At 43.9% G+C, this 15,300-nt stretch carries 14 protein-coding genes, 12 tRNA genes and 2 rRNA genes (1 of these 28 cut by a window edge); 27 read left to right on the top strand and 1 reads right to left on the bottom strand.

The features are described from left to right. Positions 1-141 precede the first annotated feature (141 nt). The 12 genes from alr to MUO15_RS11410 all read left to right on the top strand — a co-directional run bounded on the left by alr (position 142) and on the right by MUO15_RS11410 (position 9,458). A complete protein-coding gene (gene alr, locus MUO15_RS11465; RefSeq protein WP_245029403.1) occupies positions 142-1,293 on the top strand; it encodes an alanine racemase in 1,152 nt (383 codons plus the stop codon). A gap of 163 nt (positions 1,294-1,456) precedes the next feature. After that, the gene (locus tag MUO15_RS11460) at positions 1,457-1,738 is read left to right on the top strand and encodes a CopG family ribbon-helix-helix protein (protein ID WP_245029401.1); all 282 of its coding nucleotides are present in this window, start codon (positions 1,457-1,459) and stop codon (positions 1,736-1,738) included. Between the two features lie 5 nt (positions 1,739-1,743). Beyond that, a complete protein-coding gene (locus MUO15_RS11455) occupies positions 1,744-2,094 on the top strand; it encodes a type II toxin-antitoxin system PemK/MazF family toxin (RefSeq protein ID WP_245029399.1) in 351 nt (116 codons plus the stop codon). Positions 2,095-2,298: 204 nt separating this feature from the next. Then, positions 2,299-3,168: an RsbT co-antagonist protein RsbRA gene (locus MUO15_RS11450; RefSeq protein ID WP_245029397.1), complete on the top strand. Its 870-nt coding sequence runs from the start codon at positions 2,299-2,301 to the stop codon at positions 3,166-3,168. Positions 3,169-3,173: 5 nt separating this feature from the next. Further along, positions 3,174-3,530 carry an STAS domain-containing protein gene (locus MUO15_RS11445; RefSeq protein ID WP_305853242.1) on the top strand — a complete coding sequence of 119 codons (357 nt, stop codon included), beginning with the start codon at positions 3,174-3,176 and terminating at the stop codon, positions 3,528-3,530. Between the two features lie 2 nt (positions 3,531-3,532). After that, the gene (locus tag MUO15_RS11440; RefSeq protein ID WP_245029395.1) at positions 3,533-3,934 is read left to right on the top strand and encodes an anti-sigma regulatory factor; all 402 of its coding nucleotides are present in this window, start codon (positions 3,533-3,535) and stop codon (positions 3,932-3,934) included. Between the two features lie 16 nt (positions 3,935-3,950). Further along, a complete protein-coding gene (locus MUO15_RS11435; RefSeq protein WP_245029394.1) occupies positions 3,951-4,961 on the top strand; it encodes a PP2C family protein-serine/threonine phosphatase in 1,011 nt (336 codons plus the stop codon). Between the two features lie 64 nt (positions 4,962-5,025). Further along, positions 5,026-5,355 (top strand): STAS domain-containing protein, encoded by a 330-nt coding sequence (locus tag MUO15_RS11430; protein WP_245029393.1) that lies wholly within the window; start codon positions 5,026-5,028, stop codon positions 5,353-5,355. Positions 5,356-5,357: 2 nt separating this feature from the next. Beyond that, a complete protein-coding gene (gene rsbW / locus MUO15_RS11425; RefSeq protein WP_245029392.1) occupies positions 5,358-5,834 on the top strand; it encodes an anti-sigma B factor RsbW in 477 nt (158 codons plus the stop codon). Continuing rightward, complete coding sequence (gene sigB / locus MUO15_RS11420) at positions 5,806-6,585, top strand: RNA polymerase sigma factor SigB (RefSeq protein WP_245029391.1); 780 nt, start codon at positions 5,806-5,808, stop codon at positions 6,583-6,585. The genes rsbW and sigB overlap by 29 nt, the downstream gene beginning before the upstream one ends. After that, on the top strand, positions 6,585-7,181 hold the full coding sequence (locus tag MUO15_RS11415; protein ID WP_245029390.1) for a SpoIIE family protein phosphatase: 597 nt from the start codon (positions 6,585-6,587) through the stop codon (positions 7,179-7,181). The genes sigB and MUO15_RS11415 overlap by 1 nt, the downstream gene beginning before the upstream one ends. A 90-nt stretch (positions 7,182-7,271) precedes the next feature. Continuing rightward, positions 7,272-9,458: a Tex family protein gene (locus tag MUO15_RS11410; RefSeq protein WP_245029388.1), complete on the top strand. Its 2,187-nt coding sequence runs from the start codon at positions 7,272-7,274 to the stop codon at positions 9,456-9,458. 21 nt (positions 9,459-9,479) lie between these two features. Here MUO15_RS11410 and cmpA read toward each other — a convergent pair whose 3' ends face one another. Then, the gene (gene cmpA / locus MUO15_RS11405) at positions 9,480-9,608 is read right to left on the bottom strand and encodes a cortex morphogenetic protein CmpA (RefSeq protein ID WP_245029386.1); all 129 of its coding nucleotides are present in this window, start codon (positions 9,606-9,608) and stop codon (positions 9,480-9,482) included. Positions 9,609-9,685: 77 nt separating this feature from the next. Here cmpA and MUO15_RS11400 point away from each other — a divergent pair, with 77 nt between their 5' ends. From MUO15_RS11400 to MUO15_RS11330, 15 genes are all read left to right on the top strand, one after another. Then, on the top strand, positions 9,686-10,135 hold the full coding sequence (locus MUO15_RS11400) for a SprT family protein (RefSeq protein ID WP_245029384.1): 450 nt from the start codon (positions 9,686-9,688) through the stop codon (positions 10,133-10,135). A 200-nt stretch (positions 10,136-10,335) separates the two neighbouring features. Continuing rightward, positions 10,336-10,410: transfer RNA gene (locus tag MUO15_RS11395), tRNA-Asn, on the top strand. 4 nt (positions 10,411-10,414) lie between these two features. Then, positions 10,415-10,505 (top strand) — tRNA-Ser (locus MUO15_RS11390). Positions 10,506-10,524: 19 nt separating this feature from the next. After that, a tRNA-Glu gene (locus MUO15_RS11385) sits at positions 10,525-10,596 on the top strand. A gap of 19 nt (positions 10,597-10,615) precedes the next feature. Further along, positions 10,616-10,692, top strand: a tRNA-Asp gene (locus MUO15_RS11380). A 5-nt stretch (positions 10,693-10,697) separates the two neighbouring features. Next, positions 10,698-10,772, top strand: a tRNA-Gln gene (locus tag MUO15_RS11375). A gap of 134 nt (positions 10,773-10,906) precedes the next feature. After that, a tRNA-Lys gene (locus MUO15_RS11370) sits at positions 10,907-10,982 on the top strand. Positions 10,983-10,988: 6 nt separating this feature from the next. Next, positions 10,989-11,070, top strand: a tRNA-Leu gene (locus tag MUO15_RS11365). 40 nt (positions 11,071-11,110) lie between these two features. After that, positions 11,111-11,194: transfer RNA gene (locus tag MUO15_RS11360), tRNA-Leu, on the top strand. Positions 11,195-11,266: 72 nt separating this feature from the next. Further along, a tRNA-Arg gene (locus MUO15_RS11355) sits at positions 11,267-11,343 on the top strand. An 8-nt stretch (positions 11,344-11,351) separates the two neighbouring features. Then, a tRNA-Pro gene (locus tag MUO15_RS11350) sits at positions 11,352-11,428 on the top strand. Positions 11,429-11,456: 28 nt separating this feature from the next. Continuing rightward, positions 11,457-11,530, top strand: a tRNA-Gly gene (locus MUO15_RS11345). 17 nt (positions 11,531-11,547) lie between these two features. Beyond that, positions 11,548-11,624: transfer RNA gene (locus MUO15_RS11340), tRNA-Ile, on the top strand. Between the two features lie 122 nt (positions 11,625-11,746). Beyond that, positions 11,747-13,313 (top strand): 16S ribosomal RNA (locus tag MUO15_RS11335). Positions 13,314-13,547: 234 nt separating this feature from the next. Next, positions 13,548-15,300: ribosomal RNA gene (locus MUO15_RS11330) — 23S ribosomal RNA — on the top strand; it runs 1,167 nt beyond the window's last position. The 16S and 23S rRNA genes sit together here with 12 tRNA genes alongside, the layout of an rRNA operon.

Here is a 15,300-nt window from a genome sequence, read left to right as displayed (position 1 = left end):
CTTTCCGTAATTTTGAGCTTCGGTTTTAATGGGGATTTCTAAACTTTAACTGAAGAAACTCCTGCTTCATATTGTTGACAGTTGGCTTCCTTCGTTCAATAATAGAAAGATATTGAAACAGAGAGGGGGGTTCCCTTGTCAATGGAAGCATTTTATAGAGATACTTGGGCAGAAATTGATCTATCAGCGATTGAATATAATATAGCCCAAATGCAGAAGCAACTTCCGCGGCATACAGGGATTTATGCTGTAGTGAAGGCTGACGCATATGGTCATGGGGATGTACAAGTAGCCAGGCAAGCATTGCATGCCGGGGCAAAGAGACTCGCTGTATCATTGCTGGATGAGGCGATTAAGCTTAGAGACGCAGGGATCACGGCACCTATTCTAGTTATGGGATGGACACGCCCAGAAGACTTGCCTGTGGCTTGCGAGAACGATATTGAAGTTACTGTTTTTCAAAAAGAATGGATAGACCAAGTGAAAGAAACCTCATTTAACAAACCGCTTAAACTTCATATGAAATGGGACACAGGGATGGGGAGAATCGGGATTCGGAATATAAAGGAAATGGACGCCCTTCTCTCTGTAATTAAAGCAAGCCCACTCCTTGAATTACAGGCATTGTTTACCCACTTTGCAACGGCAGATGAAGAAGATCTGACCTATTATCAGGAGCAAACAGAACGGTTTAATGACATGTATGAACACTTTAAAAGGGTATGGCCGCACCCTGTAGAAATCCACACAGGTAATAGCGCTGCCAGTCAGCGCTTCCCAGAGCACATGCATCATTTTGTTCGATTTGGCATCAGTATGTACGGCCTTTATCCGTCCCCTGTCGTGAAGAAAGAGCGGCCGATTGATCTTAGACCTTCCTTTTCGTTAAAGAGTCAATTAATTCATGTGAAAAAGGTAGAACCCAATGAATCGATTAGTTATGGGGCCACCTATCAAACGGAAGAAGAAGAATGGATTGGAACGATTCCGATCGGTTACGCAGACGGTTGGGTCCGAAAACTGCAAGGGATGGACGTGTTAGTGGACGGCAAACGTCACCCTATAGTCGGAAGAATATGTATGGATCAATGCATGATTAAACTAGATCGAGAATATTCTGTTGGAACTAGGGTTACATTAATTGGCAAGCAGGATAACGAAATCATCCATACAGATGAGTTGGCTGATTATTTGGAAACCATTAATTATGAGATCCCTTGTATGATAAGTTACCGGGTACCGCGCATGTATTTTATAAACGGGCATATTGTAGAAGTAGATAACACTTTATGAGGTTCTATTAATAAGCGTAAGACAATACTCCTTATAATCAATCACCGCGCAACATTTTTCGAAAAAAAATACCAAGACTCCTTTGCAATAGACACTGGCGAATGATAAGATTAAATTGGACTTATTTGACTGGTTTCTTTTTGAGAGAAGATGGTGGAGGTGTATGGTTTTGTCCGACAACATGCAGGAGATTGTCATTCGTATTCCAGATAGTCTGCTAAACGAAGTGGATGGTCATGTTCAACTCGAAAACAGTGATCGGAGCGATTTCATGTGTAAAGCAACGAAAATGTACTTGCGGGAAGAGAAACAACGCTATATTAGAGAATCCATGCGTCGTGGATATATGGAAATGGCGAAAATTAATCTAACTATCGCTTCAGAAGCGTTTCAGGCCGAAGAGGAGGCAGATCACACCCTGGAGCAATTAGTGAGCGGGGTGTGAAGTCTGTGATAGTCAAACGAGGAGACGTTTATTTCGCTGATTTGTCCCCAGTTGTAGGATCAGAACAAGGAGGAGTACGTCCTGTTCTGATTTTACAAAATGACATTGGTAATCGTTTCAGTCCCACAGTTATTATTGCAGCGATTACTGCACAAATACAAAAAGCTAAACTTCCTACACATGTTGAAATTGATGCTGAAAAATATGGTTTCGAACGCAATTCTGTTATTCTGCTGGAACAAATCAGAACGATTGATAAACAACGTTTGACCGATAAAATCACACAACTAGATGGACCGATGATGCAGCGTGTAAATGAATCACTGCAAATTAGCCTTGGTCTAATCGACTTTTGAGATAAAGCTGACTTTAATTAGACAGCTTTATTTTTTTGTTTGGAGGCTTACTTTTGGTCAACATGTTGGCTTGTCCTTTAAAACAAATTTAGAATAGAATTAATTAGTATATTTACATTGCATTTTTTGATAAAATAATACTTGTATAGATAATGAACGGTGATTTTTTTAAGGAAATTGTAGAATTTAGTCGGGGTCTAAACGATGGATGAGAAGTTAAAAAGTATTGTGCTTGAACATAGTGATGATATTGTAAAAATGTGGCTGGAAGAAGTTAATAACCATAAAAAAAGTGATTATACTGCAACGATATCGGACGAGCTGTTTGAAAGTACGAACCGTGAGTTTGTTAATGTGATTTTTGCAAGTCTCGAACGACAGGGATTGTCTTCAGATATGGATGATTTCTCTGAGCGGTTAATTAATTTAGGGTGGCCTCTTAGTTATTTGACAGATGGAATGCAGGTTTTCCGCAGGGTTATTACGGAGTTCATCCTTTCCCGGTCTGACCAAATTGATTCGGAGTACTTCTCGAAGGTGCTTAGGAAGGTGGACGATTGGGTCGATCCCGTCATTAATCGATTAGTTAATGAGTTTTCAGGAAGCTGGGAGCACATTGTTTCTTTGCAGCGTGTTGCCTTACAAGAACTTTCTGCACCTTTGATCCCGGTTATGGATGATATCACCATTATGCCTCTGGTTGGAACCATTGATACAGAGCGAGCTAAATTAATTATGGAAAACCTTCTAGACGGAGTCATTAAGCATAATGCAGAAGTCGTGCTTATTGATATTACGGGAGTACCTGTCGTGGATACGATGGTGGCTCATCATATTATTCAGGCCGCTGAGGCAGTTCGTTTAGTTGGGTCTCGTTGTATCTTAGTAGGAATTAGGCCAGAGATTGCACAAACAATCGTAAACCTTGGAATAGATTTAGGGAAATTCCCTACGAAGAGTTCTTTGCGTAAAGGATTTAAAGCGGCATTAGAATTAACCAATCGAACAATTGAAGAAACCCAAACGAACGTAAAAGATATTGAAAACCTAGTTGATTCTCTTAACAGGGAGTGAAGACAATGAGAATCCCAATTTTAAAGCTTCATAATTATTTACTTATTTCCATCCAAATCGACTTAGATGACCAGACAGCTATTCAGTTTCAAGAGGATTTGCTGAGTAAAATTCATGAGAGTGGAGCGACAGGGGTTGTTATCGATTTAACATCTGTTGACATCGTAGACTCTTTCATTGCAAAAGTGCTCGGTGACGTTGTAACGATGTCCGATTTAATGGGGGCAAAAGTTGTTCTTACCGGCATACAACCAGCAGTTGCAATGACGTTGATTGACTTAGGTATCCACCTGCAGGATGTTCCTACTGCATTAGATTTAGAGCAAGGGTTGATTAAACTTCAACAGGAACTGGAGGAGTAGATATGGACTTCCAATCCTGTGTAAATATTAAAAAGGAATGGGATATTGTAGGGGCACGTCAGGTTGGCCGGGATATAGCCAGGAAAGTAGGCTTTGGAACGGTGGACCAAGCACGGATAGCCACCGCAATCTCGGAGTTAGCAAGAAATATTTACCTGTATGCTGGTACGGGGAAGGTTTGCTTTGAGGCCCTTGAAAATATGAACCAAAAAGGATTAAGTATTGTTGCAATAGATGATGGACCCGGGATTAAAGAGTTGAGCCGAGTCATGGAGGATGGGTTTTCAACATCCGGGGGGCTTGGGGCTGGGCTGCCTGGGGTCAAAAGGTTAATGGATGAATTTGATATTCAATCTGAGAATGGAAAAGGAACAGAAATCAAAGTGGTAAAGTGGCTCCGTTAAAGGAGGTTGGAGATGAATGAATACACTTAAGCTTGATCTTGAAAACTACAAGGAATTAATGCAGGAATACATTAAAACAAAAGACGAACAAGCTCTATATCAGGCAGAACAATTTAGTAAGCACTCGATGCAACACAATATATCACCGGAAGAAATCGTTAATGTGCACATCGAGTCATTACAAGACTTATACCCAAATATGCCGGAGTATATTCAATCATCTTTAAATTTTTTACTAGAAACCATGATCTCATATGGAATGGCCTATCAAGAACACCAATCTATGAAGGAGAAGCAGTTAGAACTTAAGTCAGAGATATCTGTGGCAGCCAATATGCAAAGAACACTACTGTCTACTGTGAAACCTGAGCGTCAAGACTTGGAAGTTGGGGCATTAAGTGTACCGGCTAAGCAGATGAATGGTGATTATCATCATTTTGTAGAGGATAATAACGGCTCGCTTGGCATTGCTATTGCAGATGTGATCGGCAAAGGAGTCCCTGCTGCATTGTGCATGTCTATGATTAAATATTCAATGGATAGCTTTCCAGAAATGCGAATGGATCCTAGTGTAATTTTAGGCAGTCTAAATCGTGTTGTTGAGAGGAATATAGATCCTAGCATGTTCATAACCATGTTTTATGGGATGTACGACATTGCTAACCATACATTTCAATATTCCACAGCAGGTCATGAACCTGGTTTTTACTACAACAAGAGTGAGGATAAATTTGAAGAGATCGAAGCTTCAGGTCTTGTGCTAGGTGTCTCACCTGAAACGACTTATCAAAAGTATAGTAAGCAAATAAATGTTGGGGATATGATGGTTCTATTGACAGATGGGGTAACGGAATGCCGGCAAGGCGACCGCTTTATCGAACAGGAAGAAATATTAGAGGTTATAAGAGAATACTCCCATCTTCCAGCACAGGAGACGGTAGAGCATGTCTACAAACATTTCGAACGATTACAGGATTTTCAACTAAGAGATGACTTTACACTAATTATTTTACGAAGAAATGTTTAAGATAAGATGAGGTCGGGTAACTTCTACCTGATGAAGTTTTTTGCGAAATTGGGAGGAGATCTAGATGAATTTGACCATAGATGTAACAAATAGAGAAAATGTGATTCATGTTTCTCTAGTTGGAGAAGTAGATGCATTCACGGCTCCTAAACTTAAAGAATCACTGTTGCCTTTAACTAAAGAGGAAGGCCAGACGATTGAAGTAGATCTTCAAGAAGTCAATTACATGGATTCTACGGGATTAGGAGTATTTATCAGTACTCTAAAATCTACGAAGGAACACAATACAGAATTGAAGCTTATTCAGATGCAGGATCGAGTGCACCGTTTATTTAAAATTACCGGCCTAACTGAGATTATGAACATCGACAATACAGTGCGGGGTGGAATGTAATAATGGAACAATTTGATTTTGTTGAAGTTAAAGTCCCTGCTAAAGCTGAGTATGTTGGGGTTGTTCGTCTAAGTACATCTGGAATTGCTAACCGTATGGGTTTTACGTACGAGGATATTGAAGATTTAAAAGTAGCCATTTCAGAGGCGATTACGAATGCTGTTAAGCATGCGTATAAGGAAACAGGTGAAGGTGAAATCACCATTGGTTTTGGTATTTATGAGAACCGTTTGGAAGTCATGGTAGCCGACCATGGTGGCAGTTTTAATTTAGGTGAAATCAAAGAAGACATTGGGCCTTACAAACAAAGCGAAGATATTGGCGAATTGCGGGAAGGCGGGTTTGGTCTATTCTTAATTGATGCTCTAATGGATAAGGTCGAAATTAACAGTAAATACGGAGTAATTGTCCTGATGACAAAATACCTTCATGAAAATGAGGTGGGTCAAGATGGCGACCAAATCTCGACAACACAATGATGAGGTCTACGAGTGGATCGCATATTTACAAGAAAACCCGCGTGATGAAGATGTACAGGAGAAAATTGTATTAGTCTATAATGATCTTGTGGAATCAATAGCACGCAAATACTCTAAGAACAGCACGATTCACGAAGATTTAGTACAAGTTGGAATGTTAGGGTTACTTGCAGCTATTCGCAGATATGATCCAGGCTTTGGTAAATCATTTGAATCGTTTGCCATTCCAACGATTATCGGGGAAATCAAGCGATTTATTAGAGATAAAACATGGAGTGTCCACGTGCCGCGCAGAATAAAGGAACTTGGACCGAAAATTAAGAAAGCTGCTGAAGAGTTAACAAGTACGCTGCAGCGATCTCCGTCTGTGATAGAGATTGCGGATTATCTCGAAGTATCTGAAGAAGATGTTCTAGAGACAATGGAGATGGGGAAAAGCTATAAGGCTCTTTCTGTGGATCGAAAAATTGAGGCAGATTCAGATGGCAGTACGGTGACGATTTTGGATTTAATCGGTAGCCAAGAAGATGGATATGATCAAATCGATCAACAGATGCTCTTGCAAAAAGTATTACCAACTCTAAATGAGCGTGAACAAGAAATTTTACAGTGTACTTATTTTGAAAATATGAGCCAAAAAGACACTGGCGAAAGACTCGGCATTTCGCAAATGCACGTTTCACGCTTACAACGAAGAGCTCTGAGAAAGCTAAGAGAAGCTTTGCAGTCAGAGTCTGTTGAGGCCTTTTAATGGATGCAAAACATAAACATGTGGCTGTGTCTGTCTATCAGAAGGCGAAAAAGGGAAATTACTATTGCGGAGATAGTTATTTTTACAAAGAAACCGATGATGCCTTTATATGCGCTTTGGCCGATGGTTTGGGAAGCGGAGAATTAGCTAAAGAGTCTTCTCAAGCTGTCATGGATGTGATCGAAAAGTTCCCTGCCCTGGAGGTTGAATCGATCATAAAAAAGTGTAATGATGCCTTACTCGGTAAACGGGGTGTTGTTTTAGGCATACTCAGGATTGATTTTACTCATCAAATCTATTCCTATTCATCGATAGGTAATATTGGAGTTATTACACTTGAACGAGGTGGAAAACGACAGAGAAATATACCTTTAGCTGGTTACTTAGCTGGGTACACTAGGAAACTTAAAGTAACTCGTGGTGATGTAAAACCCGGAATGATTTTTTTGCTCTTTTCGGATGGTGTCAGTGAACGCCGTTTATCTTTGAAGCATACAAACTCGCATGACATTCATTTAATTACGGAACAGTATAAGGAACTCTATGGACAATCACGTGAGGATGACACAACACTCATCGCCATGGAGTATAACTGAAAGGGTCTTATTCTTACTTAAGAATGAGGCCCTTTCATGATGTTTAGGAAATCAGCGACCCATTCTGATACAATAAAAATGTAAAAGGTAATGTTAGGAGGCTTATTTTTGAGTGAATTAATTGAAAAAGCAGAGGTAGTGAGTATTGTAGCCAAACAAACCGGTTTGGCTGTCAAACCAATTAACCAGGTAATAGAGTTGCTAGGCGAAGGGAATACAGTTCCATTTATTGCCCGCTATCGTAAAGAATTAACCGGAGGCCTTGATGAAGTACAAATTAAGGCAATTGAGGATCAGTGGAATTATGTTCAAAACTTAATGCAAAGGAAAGAAGAAGTAATCCGTTTAATTGACGAACAAGGCAAGCTGACAGATGACTTGAGAAAAGAAATAGAACAAGCTGCCCAATTACAAAAAGTAGAAGACCTTTATCGGCCATATAAACAAAAGAGGAGAACACGGGCGACAGTAGCGAAAGAGAAAGGACTCGAACCGCTCGCGTTGCTCGTGTGGGAGCAGCGTAACTTTGATTATAAAGAGAAAGCTGCTACTTATTTTTCTGAAGAGCATGAGCTACATACATTAGATGAAGTAACTCTTGGTGTCAACGACATTTTAGCTGAATGGATTTCAGATAGTCCTGAATTTCGAGATCGTATTCGTCAGCAAACACACCGTAGCGGTACGATTGAATCTTCTGTGAAAAATGAGCAAAAAGACGAGAAATCCATCTTTGAAATGTACTATGAATATCAAGAACCTGTTCGATCCATCGTTTCTCATAGGGTTCTCGCATTAAACCGCGGTGAAAAGGAAGAAGTATTAAAGGTTTCCATACACCCCCCTGAGGAAGCAATTATTGAATTTCTGGAAAAGAACGTCATTCATACATCCACGGCCCAGGACCTGCGTGTGATCTTAACCGAATCCATTCAAGATAGTTATAAACGCTTGATTCAGCCTTCTGTTGAAAGGGAGATCCGCAATTCTCTGTCGGAGACTGCGGAAGGACAAGCGATTGAAGTGTTTTCCAGTAATCTAAGAAACTTATTGTTGCAACCGCCTCTTAAAGGGAAAGTAGTACTAGGAGTGGACCCAGCCTATCGAACCGGATGCAAACTTGCTGTAGTTGATGAAACAGGGAAGATGCTTGATGTATCGGTGATACACCCAACCCCTCCAAAGAGTGATGTGGAAGGTTCAGAGAAAAAGATTCGTGCGTATTTTGAGCAATATCCTATTGAACTAATCGCTATTGGGAATGGGACAGCCTCAAGGGAGACCGAGCAGTTTATTGCTGAGATGATTCAAAAGTATACACTGCCAGCTTCTTATATGATCGTTAACGAAGCAGGAGCAAGTGTGTATTCAGCCTCTAAGCTGGCACGAGAAGAATTTCCAGATTTACAAGTAGAAGAAAGAAGTGCAGTATCCATTGCAAGAAGAGTGCAAGACCCGCTCGCTGAACTAGTGAAAATTGATCCGAAATCGATTGGGGTAGGCCAATACCAACATGATGTAAGCCAGAAGAAATTAACTGGATCTCTCACATTTGTCGTTGAAACAGCAGTAAACCAGGTAGGTGTCAACGTGAATACAGCTTCAACATCTTTACTTCAATATGTAGCGGGGCTTAGCAAAAGCGTTGCTAATAACGTCGTAAAGAAACGAGAAGAAGTAGGGAAATTTACAAGCCGAAAGCAATTAAAGGATATTCCACGTTTAGGAGCTAAAACTTTCGAGCAAAGTATCGGTTTTTTGCGAGTTTTAGAAGGGGAGGAACCACTAGATAAAACATCGATTCACCCGGAGAGCTACAAAGCTGCCTACTCGCTGCTTAAGCAAATAGAATGTTCGCCAGAGGATCTAGGAAACGAGGAAATTAAGGACAAGGTAAATAAAATTGATATTCCCGCTACAGCTGAACAGCTGGATATAGGGGAGCCGACACTTGTAGATATTATTAAAGCATTGACGGAACCTGGTCGAGATCCGAGGGATGATCTGCCGAAACCATTACTTAAAACAAATGTTCTATCAATGGAGGACCTTGAGCAAGGGATGGAGCTTGAAGGAACGGTACGCAATGTCGTTGATTTTGGAGTTTTTGTTGATATTGGTGTGAAGCAGGATGGGCTTGTTCACATATCAAAATTATCGAATAAATTTGTAAAACACCCCATGGACGTTGTTTCAGTAGGTGATGTCGTTACCATATGGGTGGAAAATGTAGATATACAAAAACAACGGATTGCACTTACAATGCTTCAAAAATAGGTGAGTAGCTGCCTGGGAGAACTATTCTTCCAGGTTTTCTATTTTAAGCCGATGATGGTAAAAGTACCAACATTGATTCAGCATTTTAATTTGGTATTTATCCTTATTTAAAAAGGCATTGAACATCTGTCTACGAAGCCAATGTGGCAATTTAATCTCCTCCTTTTGTAATTGGAGACATTCCCCTTTATAATAGACTATGCAAAAAAGGCGAGAGGTGTTCCGATATGTCGATCAATCAACAAAACTTACATAAATTCACTAACAGAATATCACTCGAGTTTTTCGGGAAACCATATGTAGATCATGTAACCTTCAATCACCGATTGAGAACAACAGGGGGGAGGTACATCCCCTCAAAAAGAGTTATTGAATTAAATCCTAAATACTTAAAGGAAATGGACGAAGAAGAATTTGTCGGTATTGTTAAACACGAGCTTTGCCATTATCATTTGCATATCGAAGGAAAAGGATTCGCCCATAAAGACCGAGCATTTAAGGAACTTTTAAAAAAGACAGGGGCCCCAAGGCACTGCAAGCCGCTACCCTCTGAAGAAAAAAAGAAGAAACATGCTTACATATGTAAGCACTGCGCACACGAATACATTCGAAGGAAAAGAATAAATACAGCTAAATATCGTTGTGGGAAATGCAGGGGAGAATTAAAAAAGATATAGAAAGGCATTGACGAATTGTGTAGGAGCGTGTTAAATTAAATAAGCCTTAAAAAAAGCGAAACTTTTCTTTTATAACAAAATATTTTTTATTTGAAAATGGTTTGACATAAACCGTTAAGTGTTATAAAATATAGAACGTCGCTGATCTTGCGAGTCAATATTGACTTTACATATGACAAGCTAAGCGTTATTAACATTGATCCACCGTAGCTCAGTGGTAGAGCAATCGGCTGTTAACCGATCGGTCGTAGGTTCGAATCCTACCGGTGGAGCCATTACGGAGAAGTACTCAAGTGGCTGAAGAGGCGCCCCTGCTAAGGGTGTAGGTCGCGCAAGCGGCGCGAGGGTTCAAATCCCTCCTTCTCCGCCATTTTATTTTTTTGTCGAATGGCCCGTTGGTCAAGTGGTTAAGACACCGCCCTTTCACGGCGGTATCACGGGTTCGAATCCCGTACGGGTCACTATGTTTTACATATTTTAGGTCCGGTAGTTCAGTTGGTTAGAATGCCTGCCTGTCACGCAGGAGGTCGCGGGTTCGAGTCCCGTCCGGACCGCCATTTTTTGGGCCATAGCCAAGCGGTAAGGCAACGGTTTTTGGTACCGTCATGCGCTGGTTCGAATCCAGCTGGCCCAGCCATTTTATTTTGTTCCTTGGGTTGACAAAGATGGAATAAAATTATATGATATTCCTTGTGCTTAAAACAGAAACTATTTGAATTTACTCACTAAAATCTCATTTATAGAGTGTTAGTAGAGATTACTTTTTATTAAGAGCCATTAGCTCAGTTGGTAGAGCATCTGACTTTTAATCAGAGGGTCGGAGGTTCGAGCCCTCCATGGCTCACCATTTTTAGCGGGTGTGGTGGAATTGGCAGACACGCTAGATTTAGGATCTAGTGCTTCACGGCGTGGGGGTTCAAGTCCCTCCACCCGCACTTATATACATTCACTGAAGCAACTCAGTGTATTCAATTAGCGGTCGTGGCGGAATCGGCAGACGCGCTAGGTTGAGGGCCTAGTGGGGGCAACCCCGTGGAGGTTCAAGTCCTCTCGGCCGCACTAAGCTTTTTTTAAAAAAGTGCTTGCATCACAAGTTGAAGCATGGTATATTGGATATTGTCGCTTCTAAAGGCGCCCGTAGCTCAATTGGATAGAGCGTCTGACTACGGATCAGAAGGTTAGGGGTTCGACTCCTCTCGGGCGCGCCATTATTTTACGGGAAGTAGCTCAGCTTGGTAGAGCACTTGGTTTGGGACCAAGGGGTCGCAGGTTCGAATCCTGTCTTCCCGACCATCGATTTCGAGTCTTAACATTATATTGTGCGGGTGTAGTTTAGTGGTAAAACCTCAGCCTTCCAAGCTGATGATGAGGGTTCGATTCCCTTCACCCGCTCCATTATTAACTACCACTAGGGGCCTGTAGCTCAGTTGGTTAGAGCGCACGCCTGATAAGCGTGAGGTCGGTGGTTCGAGTCCACTCAGGCCCACCATGAACATTTTGATCTTTGAAAACTGAACGAACCAACCAGTACGTCAACATATTCTTTCTATTATATAGAGAGAATTCAAACAAGCACATTCGGTGTGCAAAATGAGCAAGTCATTCTCAACTTTTATGGAGAGTTTGATCCTGGCTCAGGACGAACGCTGGCGGCGTGCCTAATACATGCAAGTCGAGCGCAGGAAGCAAGCAGATCCCCTTCGGGGGTGACGCTTGTGGAATGAGCGGCGGACGGGTGAGTAACACGTGGGCAACCTGCCTGTAAGATCGGAATAACTCCGGGAAACCGGGGCTAATGCCGGGTAATCCTTTCTCTCGCATGAGGGGAAGGTAAAAGATGGCTTCTCGCTATCACTTACAGATGGGCCCGCGGCGCATTAGCTAGTTGGTGAGGTAACGGCTCACCAAGGCAACGATGCGTAGCCGACCTGAGAGGGTGATCGGCCACACTGGGACTGAGACACGGCCCAGACTCCTACGGGAGGCAGCAGTAGGGAATCTTCCGCAATGGACGAAAGTCTGACGGAGCAACGCCGCGTGAACGATGAAGGTCTTCGGATCGTAAAGTTCTGTTGTTAGGGAAGAACAAGTACCGTTCGAACAGGGCGGTACCTTGACGGTACCTAACGAGGAAGCCCCGGCTAACTACGTGCCAGCAGCCGCGGTAATACGTAGGGGGCAAGCGTTGTCCGGAATTATTGGGCGTAAAGCGCGCGCAGGCGGTTCCTTAAGTCTGATGTGAAAGCCCACGGCTCAACCGTGGAGGGTCATTGGAAACTGGGGAACTTGAGGACAGAAGAGGAGAGTGGAATTCCACGTGTAGCGGTGAAATGCGTAGATATGTGGAGGAACACCAGTGGCGAAGGCGACTCTCTGGTCTGTCTCTGACGCTGAGGTGCGAAAGCGTGGGTAGCAAACAGGATTAGATACCCTGGTAGTCCACGCCGTAAACGATGAGTGCTAGGTGTTAGGGGGCTTCCACCCCTTAGTGCTGAAGTTAACGCATTAAGCACTCCGCCTGGGGAGTACGGCCGCAAGGCTGAAACTCAAAGGAATTGACGGGGGCCCGCACAAGCGGTGGAGCATGTGGTTTAATTCGAAGCAACGCGAAGAACCTTACCAGGTCTTGACATCCTTGGATCGCCCTAGAGATAGGGTCTTCCCTTCGGGGACCAAGTGACAGGTGGTGCATGGTTGTCGTCAGCTCGTGTCGTGAGATGTTGGGTTAAGTCCCGCAACGAGCGCAACCCCTAATCTTAGTTGCCAGCATTAAGTTGGGCACTCTAAGGTGACTGCCGGTGACAAACCGGAGGAAGGCGGGGATGACGTCAAATCATCATGCCCCTTATGACCTGGGCTACACACGTGCTACAATGGATGGTACAAAGGGCAGCGAAGCCGCGAGGTGTAGCAAATCCCATAAAACCATTCTCAGTTCGGATTGCAGGCTGCAACTCGCCTGCATGAAGCCGGAATCGCTAGTAATCGCGGATCAGCATGCCGCGGTGAATACGTTCCCGGGCCTTGTACACACCGCCCGTCACACCACGAGAGTTGGCAACACCCGAAGTCGGTGAGGTAACCTTTTTGGAGCCAGCCGCCGAAGGTGGGGCCAATGATTGGGGTGAAGTCGTAACAAGGTAGCCGTATCGGAAGGTGCGGCTGGATCACCTCCTTTCTAAGGAACTATGCAAGGCAACCCCTTTCTCTTACGAGAACACCGGGAAGCTGCCGCATACGGAAGACGCACATGGTTGGTTGTTCAGTTTTGAGAGATCAAACGATCTTTCAATGTGAACCTTGAAAACTGGATAAGATTAATCAGAACGTGGCGATCTTCTTTTGATAGAGGACGACACGGGATGACAAGACATCAAACATCAATTTTTTAACGTCTTTTCACGACGATAATAGTTAAGTGAATAAGGGCGCACGGTGGATGCCTTGGTACTAGGAGCCGATGAAGGACGGGACTAACACCGATATGCTTTGGGAAGCCGTAAGTAGGCTATGCACCGAAGATTTCCGAATGGGGAAACCCCCTGCTCGTAATGGAGCAGGATCCTTTACTGAATACATAGGTAAGGGAAGGCAGACCCGGGGAACTGAAACATCTCATTACCCGGAGGAAGAGAAAGCAAACGCGATTTCCCAAGTAGCGGCGAGCGAAACGGAATCAGCCCAAACCAGAAAGCTTGCTTTCTGGGGTTGTAGGACACTCCTTTGGAGTTACAAAAAAAGAGGATAGATGAATCGATCTGGAACGATCAGCCGGAGCAGGTAAGAGCCCTGTAGTCGACATCTTCTTTTCTCCGGAGTGGATCCTGAGTACGGCGGAACACGAGGAATTCCGTCGGAATCCGGGAGGACCATCTCCCAAGGCTAAATACTCCCTAGTAACCGATAGTGAACCAGTACCGTGAGGGAAAGGTGAAAAGCACCCCGGAAGGGGAGTGAAAGAGATCCTGAAACCGTGTGCCTACAAGTAGTCGGAGCCCATTGATGGGTGACGGCGTGCCTTTTGTAGAATGAACCGGCGAGTTATGACCGTCTGCAAGGTTAAGCTAAAGCAGCGGAGCCGCAGCGAAAGCGAGTCTGAATAGGGCGAAGCAGTAGGCGGTCGTAGACCCGAAACCGTGTGATCTACCCATGTCCAGGGTGAAGGTCAGGTAACACTGACTGGAGGCCCGAACCCACGCAAGTTGAAAATTGCGGGGATGAGGTGTGGGTAGGGGTGAAATGCCAATCGAACACGGAGATAGCTGGTTCTCTCCGAAATAGCTTTAGGGCTAGCCTCAGAATAGAAAGTCTTGGAGGTAGAGCACTGATTGGACGAGGGGCCCCTACCGGGTTACCGAATTCAGTCAAACTCCGAATGCCAACGACTTTGTTCTGGGAGTCAGACCATGGGTGATAAGGTTCATGGTCGAAAGGGAAACAGCCCAGACCGCCAGCTAAGGTCCCAAAGTGTGTGTTAAGTGGAAAAGGATGTGGAGTTGCTTAGACAACCAGGATGTTGGCTTAGAAGCAGCCATCATTGAAAGAGTGCGTAATAGCTCACTGGTCGAGTGACTCTGCGCCGAAAATATACCGGGGCTAAACACACCACCGAAGCTGCGGATTGATCCGAACGGATCAGTGGTAGGAGAGCGTTCTAAGGGCTGCGAAGTCAGACCGTAAGGACTGGTGGAGCGCTTAGAAGTGAGAATGCCGGTATGAGTAGCGAAAAAAGAGTGAGAATCTCTTTCACCGAAAGCCCAAGGTTTCCTGAGGAAGGCTCGTCCTCTCAGGGTTAGTCGGGACCTAAGCCGAGGCCGAAAGGCGTAGGCGATGGCCAACAGGTTGATATTCCTGTACCGCCTCCTTTCCGTTTGAACGACGGGGGGACGCAGGAGGATAAGGAGAGCGCACCACTGGATGTGTGCGTCCAAGCAGTAAGACGGTCGAGACAGGCAAATCCGCTCGGCAACGTCAAGCTGTGATGGGGAGGGAATTTAAGTACCGAAGCTCCTGATTTCACACTGCCAAGAAAATCCTCTAGTGAGGAAAGAGGCGCCCGTACCGCAAACCAACACAGGTAGGCGAGGAGAGAATCCTAAGGTGAGCGGGAGAACTCTCGTTAAGGAACTCGGCAAAATGACCCCGTAACTTCGGGAGAAGGGGTG

It is taken from the genome of Halobacillus amylolyticus (assembly GCF_022921115.1).
In the GTDB taxonomy this organism is placed as follows: domain Bacteria; phylum Bacillota; class Bacilli; order Bacillales; family Halobacillaceae; genus Halobacillus_A; species Halobacillus_A amylolyticus.
This window is presented reverse-complemented; position numbering and strand designations above follow the sequence as displayed.

Coding starts and splice junctions, on each gene's coding strand:
- alr (WP_245029403.1), top strand. CDS start 142: ATGGAAGCATTTTATAGAGATACTTGGGCAGAAATTGATCTATCAGCG.
- MUO15_RS11460 (WP_245029401.1), top strand. CDS start 1,457: ATGGTTTTGTCCGACAACATGCAGGAGATTGTCATTCGTATTCCAGAT.
- MUO15_RS11450 (WP_245029397.1), top strand. CDS start 2,299: ATGGATGAGAAGTTAAAAAGTATTGTGCTTGAACATAGTGATGATATT.
- MUO15_RS11445 (WP_305853242.1), top strand. CDS start 3,174: ATGAGAATCCCAATTTTAAAGCTTCATAATTATTTACTTATTTCCATC.
- MUO15_RS11440 (WP_245029395.1), top strand. CDS start 3,533: ATGGACTTCCAATCCTGTGTAAATATTAAAAAGGAATGGGATATTGTA.
- MUO15_RS11435 (WP_245029394.1), top strand. CDS start 3,951: ATGAATACACTTAAGCTTGATCTTGAAAACTACAAGGAATTAATGCAG.
- MUO15_RS11430 (WP_245029393.1), top strand. CDS start 5,026: ATGAATTTGACCATAGATGTAACAAATAGAGAAAATGTGATTCATGTT.
- rsbW (WP_245029392.1), top strand. CDS start 5,358: ATGGAACAATTTGATTTTGTTGAAGTTAAAGTCCCTGCTAAAGCTGAG.
- sigB (WP_245029391.1), top strand. CDS start 5,806: ATGGCGACCAAATCTCGACAACACAATGATGAGGTCTACGAGTGGATC.
- MUO15_RS11415 (WP_245029390.1), top strand. CDS start 6,585: ATGGATGCAAAACATAAACATGTGGCTGTGTCTGTCTATCAGAAGGCG.
- MUO15_RS11410 (WP_245029388.1), top strand. CDS start 7,272: ATGTTAGGAGGCTTATTTTTGAGTGAATTAATTGAAAAAGCAGAGGTA.
- MUO15_RS11400 (WP_245029384.1), top strand. CDS start 9,686: ATGTCGATCAATCAACAAAACTTACATAAATTCACTAACAGAATATCA.